The sequence below is a fragment of the Vibrio sp. OPT20 genome (assembly GCF_963889365.1).
In the GTDB taxonomy this organism is placed as follows: Bacteria; Pseudomonadota; Gammaproteobacteria; order Enterobacterales; family Vibrionaceae; genus Vibrio; species Vibrio splendidus.
In genome coordinates, this window is record NZ_CAWPOA010000031.1 from 366,578 (window position 1) to 380,882 (window position 14,305).

The 14,305-nt window shown below is 44.9% G+C and carries 12 protein-coding genes; all 12 read left to right on the top strand.

Annotation, left to right across the window (positions count from 1 at the left end; all coding sequences use genetic code 11):
- Positions 1-18: 18 nt before the first annotated feature.
- Entirely contained in the window at positions 19-2,424 is a 2,406-nt protein-coding gene (bamA, locus tag AACR09_RS02810; RefSeq protein WP_017084150.1) for an outer membrane protein assembly factor BamA, read from the top strand.
- Between the two features lie 27 nt (positions 2,425-2,451).
- Positions 2,452-2,952 carry an OmpH family outer membrane protein gene (locus AACR09_RS02815; RefSeq protein WP_004734343.1) on the top strand — a complete coding sequence of 167 codons (501 nt, stop codon included), beginning with the start codon at positions 2,452-2,454 and terminating at the stop codon, positions 2,950-2,952.
- 4 nt (positions 2,953-2,956) lie between these two features.
- Entirely contained in the window at positions 2,957-3,988 is a 1,032-nt protein-coding gene (gene lpxD / locus AACR09_RS02820; protein ID WP_017079409.1) for a UDP-3-O-(3-hydroxymyristoyl)glucosamine N-acyltransferase, read from the top strand.
- Positions 3,989-4,081: 93 nt separating this feature from the next.
- Positions 4,082-4,534 carry a 3-hydroxyacyl-ACP dehydratase FabZ gene (gene fabZ, locus AACR09_RS02825; RefSeq protein ID WP_004734341.1) on the top strand — a complete coding sequence of 151 codons (453 nt, stop codon included), beginning with the start codon at positions 4,082-4,084 and terminating at the stop codon, positions 4,532-4,534.
- A 1-nt stretch (position 4,535) separates the two neighbouring features.
- Positions 4,536-5,324 (top strand): acyl-ACP--UDP-N-acetylglucosamine O-acyltransferase, encoded by a 789-nt coding sequence (gene lpxA, locus AACR09_RS02830; RefSeq protein WP_004734340.1) that lies wholly within the window; start codon positions 4,536-4,538, stop codon positions 5,322-5,324.
- Between the two features lie 129 nt (positions 5,325-5,453).
- Positions 5,454-6,650, top strand: a complete 1,197-nt coding sequence (gene lpxB / locus AACR09_RS02835) for a lipid-A-disaccharide synthase (protein ID WP_004734339.1) — start codon at positions 5,454-5,456, stop codon at positions 6,648-6,650.
- A gap of 33 nt (positions 6,651-6,683) precedes the next feature.
- Positions 6,684-7,304 carry a ribonuclease HII gene (gene rnhB / locus AACR09_RS02840; RefSeq protein ID WP_017086234.1) on the top strand — a complete coding sequence of 207 codons (621 nt, stop codon included), beginning with the start codon at positions 6,684-6,686 and terminating at the stop codon, positions 7,302-7,304.
- A 193-nt stretch (positions 7,305-7,497) separates the two neighbouring features.
- Positions 7,498-10,977, top strand: a complete 3,480-nt coding sequence (gene dnaE, locus AACR09_RS02845; RefSeq protein WP_061022344.1) for a DNA polymerase III subunit alpha — start codon at positions 7,498-7,500, stop codon at positions 10,975-10,977.
- A 45-nt stretch (positions 10,978-11,022) separates the two neighbouring features.
- The gene (accA, locus tag AACR09_RS02850; protein ID WP_004734336.1) at positions 11,023-11,982 is read left to right on the top strand and encodes an acetyl-CoA carboxylase carboxyl transferase subunit alpha; all 960 of its coding nucleotides are present in this window, start codon (positions 11,023-11,025) and stop codon (positions 11,980-11,982) included.
- Positions 11,983-12,106: 124 nt separating this feature from the next.
- Positions 12,107-13,441: a tRNA lysidine(34) synthetase TilS gene (tilS, locus tag AACR09_RS02855; RefSeq protein WP_193835987.1), complete on the top strand. Its 1,335-nt coding sequence runs from the start codon at positions 12,107-12,109 to the stop codon at positions 13,439-13,441.
- 58 nt (positions 13,442-13,499) lie between these two features.
- Entirely contained in the window at positions 13,500-13,811 is a 312-nt protein-coding gene (locus AACR09_RS02860; protein WP_029222103.1) for a c-type cytochrome, read from the top strand.
- A 130-nt stretch (positions 13,812-13,941) separates the two neighbouring features.
- The gene (glnB, locus tag AACR09_RS02865; protein ID WP_004738609.1) at positions 13,942-14,280 is read left to right on the top strand and encodes a nitrogen regulatory protein P-II; all 339 of its coding nucleotides are present in this window, start codon (positions 13,942-13,944) and stop codon (positions 14,278-14,280) included.
- Positions 14,281-14,305: the final 25 nt, after the last annotated feature.

Genomic DNA, 14,305 nt, shown 5'->3' on the forward strand with positions numbered 1-14,305 from the left:
GGAATAATTAGAATAAGTATGGCGATTAAGCAAATTCTGTTCGCAAGTCTATTGGCCACTAGTGTGGCTGCGAACGGAGCACAAAACTTTGTAGTTCAAGATATCAAGATCGAAGGTTTACAGCGTGTTGCACTTGGTGCAGCTCTACTGAAAATGCCAGTGCGTATTGGCGATGAAGTGGATGAAGGCGATGTATCTGAGATCATTCGTGCACTGTATGCTTCAGGTAACTTTGAGGATGTTAAGGTCCTTCGCGATGAAGGTGTTTTAGTTGTTCAAGTAAAAGAACGACCGACCATCGCAAGCATTTCATTTTCAGGGAACAAAGCGATCAAAGAAGAGCAACTTCAGCAGAACCTAGATGCATCTGGTGTTCGTGAAGGTGAAGCCCTTGACCGCACAACGCTGAGTAACATCGAGAAAGGCCTTGAAGATTTTTACTACAGTGTTGGTAAGTACAACGCGACAGTAAAAGCGGTTGTGACACCTTTGCCACGTAACCGTTCTGACCTTAAGTTTGTATTTACTGAAGGCGTATCCGCTAAGATTCAGCAAATCAACTTTATTGGTAATGAAGTCTTCTCTGATGCTGAGCTACTGAGCCGTTTCAACTTGAATGTTGATGTTGCATGGTGGAATTTCCTTGCGGATGAAAAATACCAGAAGCAAGTATTAGCGGGTGATATCGAAGCGTTGAAATCGTACTACCTTGACCGTGGTTACCTTAAATTTAAGGTGGATTCTACACAAGTAGCGATCTCTCCAGATAAGAAAGGCGTTTACATCACGCTTGGTATTGATGAAGGCGAAGCCTACACCGTTAAAGATGTCGCGTTTCGCGGTGAGCTGATTGGCCGTGAGGCTGATTTTGAAGCATTAGTTCCATTTGAAGACGGCGATACGTATAACGGCTCTTCTGTGACATCACTAGAAGAGGGCGTAAAACGTATTCTTGGTGAGTCTGGTTATGCGTACCCACAAGTACGTACTATTCCTGAATTTGACGATGAGACCAAAGAAGTATCATTGGTGATTAATGTAGAAGCGGGCAGCCGTATCTACGTTCGTGATATTCGATTTACGGGTAATAACTCGACCAAAGATGAAGTACTACGTCGTGAAATGCGTCAAATGGAAGGCAGCTGGCTTAACTCTAAGTCAATTGACACCGGTAAGAGCCGCCTTAACCGTTTAGGTTTCTTTGAAACGGTTGATGTACAAACAGTGCGTGTTCCTGGCAGTGAAGACCAAGTTGACTTGGTTTACAACGTTAAGGAAGCGAACTCAGGCAGCATCAACTTTGGTGTTGGTTACGGTACCGAATCAGGTGTCAGCTTCCAAGTTGGTTTGCAACAAGATAACTTTGCGGGTTCAGGTAACCGTGTTGGTGTAAGTGCCATGATGAACGATTACCAAAAGAACGTGAGCTTAGACTACCGTGACCCATACTGGAACCTTGATGGTGTGAGCTTAGGCGGTAAGATCTTCTACAACGAATTTGAAGCCTCTGAAGCGGGTATTGTCGACTATACCAACCAAAGTTACGGTACCAGCCTGACATGGGGCTTCCCTATGGATGAGCTGAACCGTATCGAATTTGGTGTTGGCTATACGCACAACAAGATCGGTAACGTTCCGACTTATATCCAAGTGGAACAGTTCGCGAGAAGTATTAACCAATATGGTGACGAAAACATCTTAACCGATGACTTCGATATCAATATCTCTTGGACTCGTAACAACCTTAACCGTGGTTTCTTCCCAACCGAGGGTAACCACCAACGTGCTTTCGCTAAAATGACTGTACCAGGCTCTGACGCTAAGTACTTCAAAGCTCAGTACGATGTAAAACATTACATCCCGCTGACCAAAAAGCATGAGTTCACACTTTTGATGCGTGGCCGATTAGGCTATGGTAATGGTTACGGTCAAACGGATGGTAATGATAACTTGTTCCCATTCTACGAGAACTACTACGCAGGTGGCTTTACAACGTTGCGTGGCTTTGGCTCTAACTCAGCGGGTCCAAAAGCCGTTTATGGGAGCAGTACGGGTAACAACCCTACGTACAGCTCTGCAACCGATGATTCGGTTGGTGGTAACGCGGTTGCCTTGGCAAGTTTAGAGTTAATTGTACCTACGCCGTTTGCTTCTGATGAAGCACGTAGCCAGATTCGAACCAGTGTCTTCTTCGACATGGCAAGTGTATGGGATACCGAGTTCGTAGACCGTGGTGCACCTAACAGTGGCAGCCAGTATTACTACGATTACTCTGATCCAACAAATTACCGTTCATCTTATGGTGCAGCCCTTCAATGGATGTCGCCGATGGGCCCATTGGTTTTCTCTCTAGCGAAACCCGTTAAAATTTACGAAGGTGATGATGAGGAATTCTTCACATTTACCATTGGTAGAACTTTCTAATATTTAAAGGACAATATTTTGAAAAATATGATTAAAGCAGCAGGTTTAGGCCTTGTAGTTCTTAGCTCTTCTTTCTTTGCAACAGCTGCTGAAGCTGCGCAAAAAGTGGGTTATGTAAACACTGCACAAGTATTCCAGGCTCTACCTCAGCGCGAAGTTGTTCTTCAAAAAATGCAGGAAGAGTTCAAAGATAAAGCTGCTGAGCTGCAGAGCATTCAAGCAGAAGCAAAAACTAAGATTGAAAAGCTTAAGCGTGATGGTGAACTACTAGGTCCTGACGAAGTTGAGAAGCTTCGTATCGAAGTCGGTCAACTAGATAGTAAGTACAAAATCAAAGCTCAAGCACTAGAAAAAGCAAGCCAACGTCGTGAAGCACAAGAGAAGCAGAAGCTATTCAAAGTGATTCAAGATGCTGTAACTAAAGTTGCAGAGAAAGAAGGCTACGACATGATTGTTGATATTCAAGCTCTGCAGTACGGCAAGCCGGAATACAACATCTCTGAGCAAGTAATTAAATCACTGAAATAAGTTTATGAAGAACCTGACTTTAGCCGAATTGGCAACGATTACCGGGGGAGAGCTACACGGAGACGGTACGGTTACCGTTTCAGCAGTTGCTCCTATGGATAAAGCGCAAGAAGGAAACATTACGTTCCTTTCGAACGTGAAGTACAGCAAGCACCTTGGTGACTGTAAAGCATCCGCTATTATGGTTAAAGAGAGTGAGCGCGAACTGTGTAAGACCAACGTGATTGTGGTCAGCGACCCTTACGTTGCTTTTGCTAAAGTTGCTCAAGCGCTTGATACTACTCCTGCACCCGCAGCGGCTATCGCTGATTCTGCTTCAATTTCAAGCGATGCAACCATTGGACAAAATGTGTCTATCGGTGCGAACGCTGTGATTGAGTCTGGTGTGGTACTTGGTGATGATGTGATCATCGGAGCTGGTTGTTTTATTGGTAAAAATGCAAATATTGGCACAGGCACTAAGCTATGGGCTAATGTAAGTGTTTACCATGAAGTCGTGATTGGTGACGCGTGTTTGATTCAATCAAGCACTGTCATTGGCTCTGATGGCTTTGGTTATGCGAACGAGAAAGGTGAGTGGGTTAAGATTCCACAAGTCGGTTCAGTTCGCATTGGTAACCGTGTAGAAATTGGCGCGTGTACAACCATCGACCGTGGCGCATTAGATGACACAATCATTGAAGATAACGTTATCTTAGATAACCAGCTTCAAATTGCTCACAATGTTCACATCGGATATGGTTCTGCTATTGCCGGTGGTACTATTATCGCAGGCAGCACGACGATAGGTAAGTACTGTATTATTGGTGGCGGTTGTGTGATTAATGGTCATATTGAAATCGTTGGCGGCGTTACAATCACCGGTATGGGGATGGTAATGCGCAGTATCACTGAGAAAGGCATGTACTCTTCGGGTATTCCTTTACAGCCAAACAAAGATTGGCGTAAAACAGCAACGCGTGTACATCGTATTGATGAAATGAACAAGCGTTTGAAAACCGTTGAAAAGCTTATCGAGAAAAGCGCGGAATCATAATTCCAGCATTTCTAATAAAAGGCTCGCGTACAGCGAGTCTTTTTCGTTTATAATCCTTCTAATTAAATAAAGAATATACATAGGAATACGACTTTGACTACTGAACAGACAACGATGAACATTACTGAAATTCAGGAACTATTACCTCATCGCTACCCATTCTTAATGGTTGATCGTGTGACTAGCTTTGAAAAAGAAAAAACACTGACTGCGATTAAGAATGTCTCTGTTAACGAACCTCAGTTCACAGGCCACTTCCCTCAACTTCCTGTATTCCCAGGCGTGTTGATCTTAGAAGCAATGGCGCAAGCAACAGGTCTTCTAGCATTTAAATCATTTGGTGCCCCTTCTGGTAACGAGCTTTACTACTTTGCAAGTGTAGATAAAGCTAAATTCCGCAAGCCAGTAGTGCCAGGTGACCAACTGATTATCGAAGTTGAATTCTTAAAAGAGCGTCGTGGTATTGCATCGTTTAACGGCGTTGCTAAAGTTGACGGCGTAGTTGTATGTTCAGCTGAACTTAAATGTGCTCGTAGAGAGTTTTAATATGATTCATGAAACAGCGAAAATTCACCCGGCAGCAGTAATCGAAGGTGATGTAACTATCGGTGCTAACGTGACGGTTGGGCCTTTCACTTACATTGCTGGTAACGTGACAATTGGTGACGACACTGAAGTGATGTCGCATGTGGTGATCAAAGGTCACACAACCATTGGTAAAGAAAACCGCATCTTCCCACACGCTGTTATCGGTGAAGAGAACCAAGATAAGAAGTATGGTGGCGAAGAGACAACAGTTGTGATCGGTGATCGCAACGTGATTCGTGAGGCGGTTCAAATCCACCGTGGTACAACTCAAGACAAAGCAACCACAGTGATCGGTGATGACAACTTACTTTGTGTTAATGCTCACGTAGCACACGATGTTATTGTTGGTAACCATACTCATATTGGTAACAACGCTATTCTTGGCGGTCACGTAACAGTGGGTGACTACGCTGGTGTAATGGCGCTATCTGCGATTCACCCGTTCTGTTCAATAGGTGCTTACGCCTACATTGGCGGTTGTTCTGCTGTTGTACAAGATGTACTGCCGTACGTGCTTGCACAGGGTAACCATGCGGCTCCATTTGGTCTTAACCTAGTGGGCCTGAAGCGTAACGGATTTGAGAAACCAGAAATTCGTGCACTACAGAAAGCGTACAAAGAGTTATACCGTTCAGGTAAAACACTTGAAGAAGCGAAAGCGGCTTTAGTTGAAATGGCGAAAGAGTTTACTTCGGTTACTCCTATGCTAGAAATGCTAGAGAACTCTGAGCGCGGTATTATTCGTTAATACTTGATATGATTGTTTACCAATCAGCGCAAGTACGACAATAATGACTTAATCAGATTGGTATAACAAAAAGATCGCTACTCATTGGGCGGTCTTTTTTGTTTTAGGCAACAAGGGAATTGGAAAACTATGGCACAGCAAGAAGCAGCAACCAATAGCTCGGACTTTGTTTCGAATGAACCTCTACGCGTAGGTATCGTCGTCGGAGAACTCTCGGGTGACACGCTTGGCGAGGGTTTTATTAAAGCGGTCAAATCACAATATCCGAATGCTGAATTCGTGGGTATTGGCGGACCAAAAATGAAAGCGCTTGGTTGTGAGTCTCTTTTCGAAATGGAAGAGCTTGCCGTGATGGGGCTTGTAGAAGTGCTTGGTCGTTTACCTCGTTTGTTAAAAGTGAAAGCGGAACTGGTTAAGTATTTCACTCAAAACCCGCCAGATGTCTTCGTTGGTATCGATGCGCCAGATTTCAACCTAAGACTTGAATTGGATCTTAAGAACGCGGGTATTAAGACCGTTCATTATGTCAGCCCTTCAGTATGGGCATGGCGTCCAAAGCGTATCTTTAAAATCGACAAAGCAACCGACTTGGTACTGGCTTTCTTGCCGTTCGAAAAGGCATTCTACGATAAATATAATGTTGCTTGTGAATTTGTTGGCCATACATTGGCAGACACCATTCCACTAGAACCGAATAAAAAAGAAGCTCGCGAGCTTTTAGGTTTAGATCAAGATAAGCCTTGGTTAGCCGTATTACCGGGTAGTCGCGGTGGTGAGATGAGTTTGATTGCTCAACCCTTTATTGAGACTTGCCAGCGTATTAAGCAAAAATACCCTGATATCAACTTTGTTGTTGCGCTCGTTAATGAGCAACGTAAAAAGCAGTTCACTGAAATTTGGCAATCGACGGCACCTGAACTTGAATTTACATTGGTAGAAGATACCGCCACCAACGTGATCACCGCTGCTGATTCTGTTCTGTTAGCTTCGGGTACTGTTGCTCTCGAATGCATGTTGTTGAAACGCCCAATGGTCGTTGGCTACAAAGTAAATAAACTGACGGGTTATATTGTTAAGAAATTATCGATTACTGAGTTCGTATCGTTGCCGAACATTTTGGCTGGCGAAGAGATTGTGAAAGAGCATATTCTTGAAGAGTGTCACCCAGACTTCTTGTTTCCGTCTGTCGATAAGATGCTATCCGCTGATAACAGTGCATTAATCGAACGCTTTACCGAGATGCATCATTGGATTCGTAAAGACGCGGATAAACAAGCCGCTAATGCGGTATTGAAATTGATAGATCGACCATGTGTTGAGTCATAAAGTGCTTGTTTACAGAATATTAAGAGAAGAATTATGGCAGTAAAAGAGAAAAAAGAGCTTCCTCCTTTTGAGTATCCTCAAGGCTACCAGTTATTTGCTGGTGTTGATGAAGTAGGGCGCGGGCCGTTAGTTGGCGATGTTGTTACTGCTGCGGTTATCCTCGATCCTAATAATCCAATCGAAGGTTTGAACGACTCAAAGAAACTGTCTGAGAAGAAGCGTCTGGCTCTGTTTCCTGAAATCAAAGAGAAAGCCTTGGCTTGGTCTGTTGGCCGTTGTTCTCCGCAAGAAATTGATGAGTGGAATATTCTGCAAGCGACCATGATTGCTATGCAGCGAGCGATCGCAGGGCTAAGCGTTCAACCTGATATGGCACTAATCGATGGAAACCGCGTTCCTGAACTGCCGATGGATGGTCTTGCTATTGTAAAAGGGGACTTGCGAGTTGCTGAAATCAGTGCGGCATCTATCATCGCTAAAGTTGTTCGTGACCAAGAGATGGAAGAACTTGATAAACTTCATCCAGAGTTTGGTTTTGCTCAACATAAAGGTTATCCGACCAAAGCGCATTTCGAAGCGATTGAAAAACACGGTGTAACCGAGCATTACCGCAAAAGCTTTAAGCCAGTAAAGCGCATTTTAGGTCTCGATTAACGCTCGTCGGCTAAGGCTGTATATTGATTAGGGCTTAGTATTGGTTAGAGCTTTATATTGATTAGAGCTTTATCTTGCTTAGACTCATGTTGACCGGAGCAAGGCATCGAATAAAGTTGCTTATTTGCGGTAGAAAAAAATAGAATACACACAGTTGTAATCCTAGGCCTAAACCTAGAACTCAGGAAAAATAATGTCAGATCCAAAATTTGTTCACCTACGCGTACACAGTGATTTTTCGATGGTGGATGGCCTCTCTAAGGTGCCACCATTAGTAAAGAAAGTCGCTGAAATGGGTATGCCTGCTCTAGCATTGACCGACTTTACTAACCTATGTGGCTTGGTGAAATTTTACGGTACTGCCCATGGGTGTGGGGTTAAGCCAATTATTGGTGCTGACTTCTTGATGCAGTCTCCGGATTTTGGCGATGAATTGACCAAACTCACTGTTATTGCAACGAATAATAAAGGTTACAACAACCTAACATTATTGATTTCAAAAGCTTACCTTCGTGGTCATGTACAACATCAGCCAGTTATTGATAAAGAGTGGCTGATTGAACATGCCGAAGGCCTGATTCTTCTATCGGGAGCAAAAGAGGGTGAGATTGGTAAAGCGTTGCTGAAAGGTAATCGAGAGTTGGTTGCAAGCAGCGTTGAGTTTTACAAAACACATTTCGCAGACCGTTTTTATCTGGAGCTCATTCGTACTGGGCGCCCGGATGAAGAGTCTTATCTGCACTTTGCGCTAGAGCTTGCTGAACAAGAAGACCTGCCTGTTGTCGCGACCAATGAAGTGGTTTTCATATCTGAAGACTTGTTTGACGCCCATGAAATTCGTGTGGCGATTCATGATGGTTTCACTATGGTTGATCCACGTCGACCGAAAAACTACAGCTCACAACAATACTTGCGTAGTGAAGAAGAGATGTGTGAGTTGTTCTCTGACATCCCTGAAGCACTGGAAAACAGTGTCGAGATTGCTAAGCGTTGTAACGTAACAGTTCGACTGGGCGAATACTTCTTACCTAACTTCCCAACGGAAGGTTTGGCGATTGAAGACTTCTTGATTAAAAAATCAGAAGAAGGCCTTGAGCGTCGTTTAGCGTTTCTATTCCCTGATGAGAAAATTCGAGCTGAACGCAGACCTGAATACGATGAGCGACTTAAGATTGAACTTGAAGTTGTCAACAATATGGGGTTCCCGGGTTACTTCTTGATCGTAATGGAGTTCATCCAGTGGTCAAAAGATAACGACGTACCAGTAGGTCCGGGTCGTGGTTCTGGTGCCGGTTCTTTGGTGGCTTACGCATTGGATATCACCGATCTTGATCCACTTGAATATGACTTGCTGTTCGAACGTTTCTTGAACCCAGAACGTGTATCTATGCCCGATTTCGATATCGACTTCTGCATGGATAAACGCGACCAAGTTATTGATCACGTAGCGGAGATGTACGGTCGTGATGCCGTTTCTCAGATCATCACCTTTGGTACTATGGCGGCAAAAGCGGTAATTCGTGACGTTGGCCGTGTATTGGGCCACCCGTTTGGTTTCGTTGACCGTATTTCTAAGCTGGTTCCGCCAGATCCGGGCATGACGCTAGAGAAGGCCTTCCTTGCTGAGCCAGCATTGCCAGAACTCTACGACGGTGATGAAGAAGTACGTGAACTGATTGATAAGTGTCGTATTCTTGAGGGGTGTACGCGAAATGCCGGTAAGCACGCGGGTGGTGTTGTTATCTCACCCACCACGATTACCGACTTTGCACCTATTTATGCAGATGCAGAAGGTAACTTCCCGGTAACGCAATTCGATAAGAATGACGTTGAAACCGCCGGTTTGGTTAAATTCGACTTCTTGGGTCTACGTACCCTGACCATCATCGATTGGGCGTTAGGCCTCGTAAACCCACGCTTGAAGAAAGAGGGTAAAGAGCCGGTTCGTATTGAATCGATTCCTCTAGATGACCAAGCGTCATTTAACCTATTACAAAATTCTGAAACGACGGCGGTATTCCAATTGGAATCACGCGGTATGAAAGATCTGATCAAGCGTCTACAGCCTGACTCTTTTGAAGATATCATCGCATTGGTAGCTTTGTTCCGTCCGGGCCCTCTGCAATCAGGCATGGTAGATAACTTCATCGACCGTAAACACGGCCGAGAGGCTGTCTCTTACCCTGATGAAACGTGGCAACACGAATCGTTAAAAGAAACACTAGAACCGACTTACGGCATCATCCTGTATCAAGAGCAGGTAATGCAAATCGCTCAGATCCTTGCGGGTTATACGCTTGGTGGAGCCGATATGTTGCGTCGTGCGATGGGTAAGAAAAAGCCTGAAGAGATGGCAAAACAGCGCGGTACCTTTAAAGAAGGTGCTGAAGCCAATGGTGTTGATGGCGAACTGTCCATGAAGATCTTTGACCTGGTAGAGAAGTTTGCGGGCTACGGCTTTAACAAATCTCACTCTGCGGCATACGCACTGGTTTCTTATCAAACGCTGTGGCTGAAAACCCACTACCCAGCGGAGTTTATGGCAGCGGTAATGACTGCAGATATGGATAACACCGAAAAGGTTATTGGCCTTGTCGATGAGTGTTTCCGTATGAAGCTCAAGCTCCTTCCACCTGATATCAACTCGGGTCTATACCGCTTCAATGTCGATGAAGACGGCGCGATTGTTTATGGTATTGGTGCGATTAAAGGGGTGGGTGAAGGTCCTATTGAAGCCATCATTGAAGCGCGAAATAAAGGCGGTTACTTTAAAGATTTATTCGACTTCTGTGCACGTCTTGATCTGAAGAAGGTCAACAAACGTGTTATTGAAAAGTTGATTCTATCCGGCGCGTTAGATAGATTAGGTCCTCACCGAGCTGCGATGATGGCATCATTGAAAGATGCGGTTAAGGCGGCAAGCCAACATCACCACGCTGAGTCTTTTGGTCAATCGGATATGTTTGGCGTGTTGACTGACGCTCCGGAAGAGGTGGAACACAAGTATACCCAAGTACCGAAGTGGCCTGAAAAGGTTTGGCTTGAAGGTGAGCGTGAGACGTTAGGTTTGTATTTAACGGGTCACCCGGTTAATGCTTACATTAAAGAGTTAGCCAAATACACTAGCTGTCGTTTGAAAGACGCTACGCCAACTCGTCGTGATCAGTCTTTAACGATTGCAGGTTTGGTGATCGCAGCCAGGGTAATGACCACGAAGCGTGGAACTCGAATTGGTTTGATGACCCTCGACGATCGATCGGGACGAATGGAAGTGATGTTGTTCTCTGATGCGCTCGATCGCTACGCTGAATTGCTTGAAAAAGACAAAATTGTGGTCGTTTCTGGACAGGTCAGCTTTGATGATTTCAATGGTGGGCTTAAAATGTCCGCGCGCGAGGTCATGGACTTAGGAAGCGCCCGTGAGAAATATGCTCGTGGGGTGTCGATATCTATCGACCAATCCCAAATTAATGGTCAATTTTTTGAACGCTTTAGTCAAATCTTAGAACCTTATAGAGCCGGAACGGTCCCAGTCAATGTATACTACCAGCGTGCCGACGCTAGAGCGCGGTTAACATTGGGCACAGAATGGCGCGTGACGCCAAGTGATACATTACTAGACGAATTAAAACAGCTGCTTGGAAATAGCCAAGTAGAACTCGAATTTAACTAAAATTTAGCTCCATGATTGTGGAGCTGAATCAACAAGGATTCATAGATGAGCCTGAACTTTCTAGAATTTGAAAAGCCTATCGCTGAACTTGAAGCAAAAATCGAAGCGCTACGTGACGTTTCACGTCACGGTGGTGACACAGCGGTAGATCTAGACAAAGAAATTGAACAACTAGAGAAAAAAAGCTTAGAGCTTAAACAGAAAATCTTTAGTGACCTAGGTGCATGGCAAGTAGCTCAACTTGCTCGTCACCCGCAACGTCCGTACACCAAAGATTACCTGGAGCATGCCTTCACAGAATTTGAAGAGATGGCGGGCGATCGCGCTTTCGCTGACGACAAAGCAATTGTGGGTGGTATGGCTCGTCTAAATGGTCGTCCTGTTATGGTTATTGGTCACCAGAAAGGTCGTGAGACTAAAGAAAAAGTGATTCGTAACTTTGGTATGCCAAAGCCAGAAGGTTACCGTAAGGCACTTCGCCTAATGGAAACGGCAGAGCGTTTCAACATGCCAATCATTACTTTCATCGACACAGCGGGTGCATACCCAGGTGTTGGTGCTGAAGAACGTGGTCAATCTGAAGCTATCGCAAAGAACCTTAAAGTTATGGCTGGCCTATCTGTGCCAGTTATCTGTAACGTTGTGGGTGAAGGCGGTTCAGGTGGTGCACTAGCGATTGGTGTTGGCGACTACGTGAACATGCTTCAGTACTCTACGTACTCAGTAATATCTCCAGAAGGTTGTGCTTCAATCTTGTGGCGTGATTCAGATAAAGCACCACAAGCTGCTGAAGCGATGGGCCTAGTTGCTCCTCGTCTGAAAGATCTTGAGCTTATCGACGAAATCATTCCTGAGCCTCTAGGTGGCGCGCACCGCGATCCAGTACAAACGGCTCAGAACATGAAAGACATGCTAGTTAAACAGCTAGAAGAGCTAGAGCAGTTTGATAACGAAGCACTACTTGAGCGTCGTTACCAACGCCTAATGAGCTACGGTTACTGCTGATAAGCGTGCCTTGAAATGAGGCAGCTTCAAGTAACAAGATGATGAAAGGGTTGGACTCAGTGCCAACCCTTTTTTATTATTAAAATATTCTCCCTTCAAACCTACTCTCATGGTTCACTCGCTCATGACTCACTTAATCGAAACCTTCACATCTGTACTTCATCAAAGCGCACTCAAGCCTAGTCGATTGATCGTGGCTTTCAGTGGCGGTGTTGATTCTCGAGTCTTATTGGAGTTAGCAGCACAGTACGCACAAACTTATGACATTGAGTGCTGTGCGGTGCACGTTCACCACGGTTTAAGCCAGAATGCTGGTCACTGGGCAGAGCAGTGCCAAACATGGTGTGATGCTTTGTCAGTTTCGTTAGCTGTAGAGCGAGTCTCGCTGGATATCGACAGTGGTGAGAGCGTAGAAAAGCTGGCTCGAGATGCTCGTTATAATGCGTTTCAGAAGCACCTGAGTTTTGGTGATGTGCTTGTTACAGGTCAACACATCGATGATCAACTTGAGACTTTCTTGTTAGCGTTGAAGCGGGGAAGTGGCCCTAAAGGGCTTTCTTCAATGGCGAAAGTGATGTCGTTTGGCGAAGCGTTTATCGTTCGACCGCTACTTTCAGTGACTCGATCAGACATTGAAGCGTCGGCGCACGACATGGGTTTAACTTGGGTCGAAGATGAGAGTAATCAAGACGTTCGCTTTGACCGCAATTTTATTCGCCATCAAGTAACGCCAACGCTGACTGAGCGCTGGCCCAATTTTCGAGAGGCGGTCAGTCGCAGTGCTCAGCTATGTGCAGAGCAAGAGTTACTGCTCGATGAGTTACTTGAATCACACTTTCAGCAAGCTTTGGAAGATAGCCAGAGCTTAATCATTGAGGCGTTATTCCAACATTCAGACTTGTTACGAGCGCGACTGATAAGAATGTGGTTGAGTCATTGTAATCAACCGATGCCGAGTCAAAAGCAGCTCAAGCTTATTTGGGATGAAGTGGCATGCGCTCAGGCGGACGCCAACCCTAAGCTGGTGTTGAATGATGCCGAAGTTCGACGCTTTAATCATCAGCTCTATTTGGTGAGAGAGACTAAAGACCTATCCGACTGGCAAAGCCATCTTTCAGTGGGAGAGAGTGTGACGCTACCCGATGGCTTAGGGGAGCTACGCTTAAATTCAGCACTGAGTGATGGCGCATCGAACAACCGTGATGTGCAAAGCTTTAGTTTGTCGGATACACACGCAACACTAAGAGTGATCTTTAACCCTGAAGGGCTTTCCGCTCACCCTGTTGGGCGCGGGCATAGTAGAAAGCTCAAGAAGCTGTTTCAAGAGTACCAAGTACCCAGTTGGTTAAGACGCAGAACGCCGATATTAATGGATGGCGATCGAGTGATCGCTGTTTTAGGCTTATTCGTAGATAAAAACTACGAAGGTCAAGATTGTGAAGCGCTTTGGAGCAAGTAGAAAAAGTTTGTGTCACAATTCACCGTCACTTTAATAAAAATAATTAATGGAATATGCAATGAAGAAAATTACACTAGGATTAGTTCTCGGACTTGGACTATTGAGTGGTAACGCTCTGGCGGGTGATGTTGCTGCGGGCCAAGCTAAAGCAGCAATCTGTGCGGCTTGTCATGGCGCCGATGGTATCGCTATGATCCCAGGTTACCCAAACCTGAAAGGACAAAACGAGCAGTACATCGTTTCATCGATCAACGCTTACAAAACAAAACAGCGTAATGGTGGCTTGGCCGCTGTGATGCAGGCTCAAGCTTCTATGCTGAGTGATGAAGATATCGCTAATCTAGCCGCTTACTACGCAAGCCTTAAGTAAAACCTTCTCAAAGCGCTGATTAAACAAGATGATAAATTTCGAGCCAGAGCTTTAAAGCTCTGGCTTTTTTCATTGAATGTTTACTATAGCTAACCGATAATGAGCTATTCGCACAGTTTAAGGGATGAACATGAAAAAGATTGAAGCCATTATCAAGCCATTCAAACTTGATGATGTACGTGAAGCACTTGCAGAAGTGGGTATTACGGGTATGACAGTATCTGAAGTTAAAGGCTTTGGACGCCAGAAAGGTCATACTGAGCTATATCGCGGCGCAGAGTACATGGTCGACTTTTTACCTAAAGTTAAATTGGAAATCGTTGTGACCGACGAAGTGGCTGACCAGTGTGTTGATACCATTATCGAAACGGCTCAAACCGGTAAAATCGGCGACGGTAAGATCTTCATTACTGACGTTGAACGTGTGGTACGTATTCGTACTGGCGAAGAAGACGAAGACGCCGTATAAAAAAACTATTACCCTAAAAGGAGCG

Coding starts and splice junctions, on each gene's coding strand:
- lpxA (WP_004734340.1), top strand. CDS start 4,536: ATGATTCATGAAACAGCGAAAATTCACCCGGCAGCAGTAATCGAAGGT.
- dnaE (WP_061022344.1), top strand. CDS start 7,498: ATGTCAGATCCAAAATTTGTTCACCTACGCGTACACAGTGATTTTTCG.
- lpxB (WP_004734339.1), top strand. CDS start 5,454: ATGGCACAGCAAGAAGCAGCAACCAATAGCTCGGACTTTGTTTCGAAT.
- bamA (WP_017084150.1), top strand. CDS start 19: ATGGCGATTAAGCAAATTCTGTTCGCAAGTCTATTGGCCACTAGTGTG.
- accA (WP_004734336.1), top strand. CDS start 11,023: ATGAGCCTGAACTTTCTAGAATTTGAAAAGCCTATCGCTGAACTTGAA.
- tilS (WP_193835987.1), top strand. CDS start 12,107: ATGACTCACTTAATCGAAACCTTCACATCTGTACTTCATCAAAGCGCA.
- lpxD (WP_017079409.1), top strand. CDS start 2,957: ATGAAGAACCTGACTTTAGCCGAATTGGCAACGATTACCGGGGGAGAG.
- glnB (WP_004738609.1), top strand. CDS start 13,942: ATGAAAAAGATTGAAGCCATTATCAAGCCATTCAAACTTGATGATGTA.
- AACR09_RS02815 (WP_004734343.1), top strand. CDS start 2,452: ATGATTAAAGCAGCAGGTTTAGGCCTTGTAGTTCTTAGCTCTTCTTTC.
- AACR09_RS02860 (WP_029222103.1), top strand. CDS start 13,500: ATGAAGAAAATTACACTAGGATTAGTTCTCGGACTTGGACTATTGAGT.
- rnhB (WP_017086234.1), top strand. CDS start 6,684: ATGGCAGTAAAAGAGAAAAAAGAGCTTCCTCCTTTTGAGTATCCTCAA.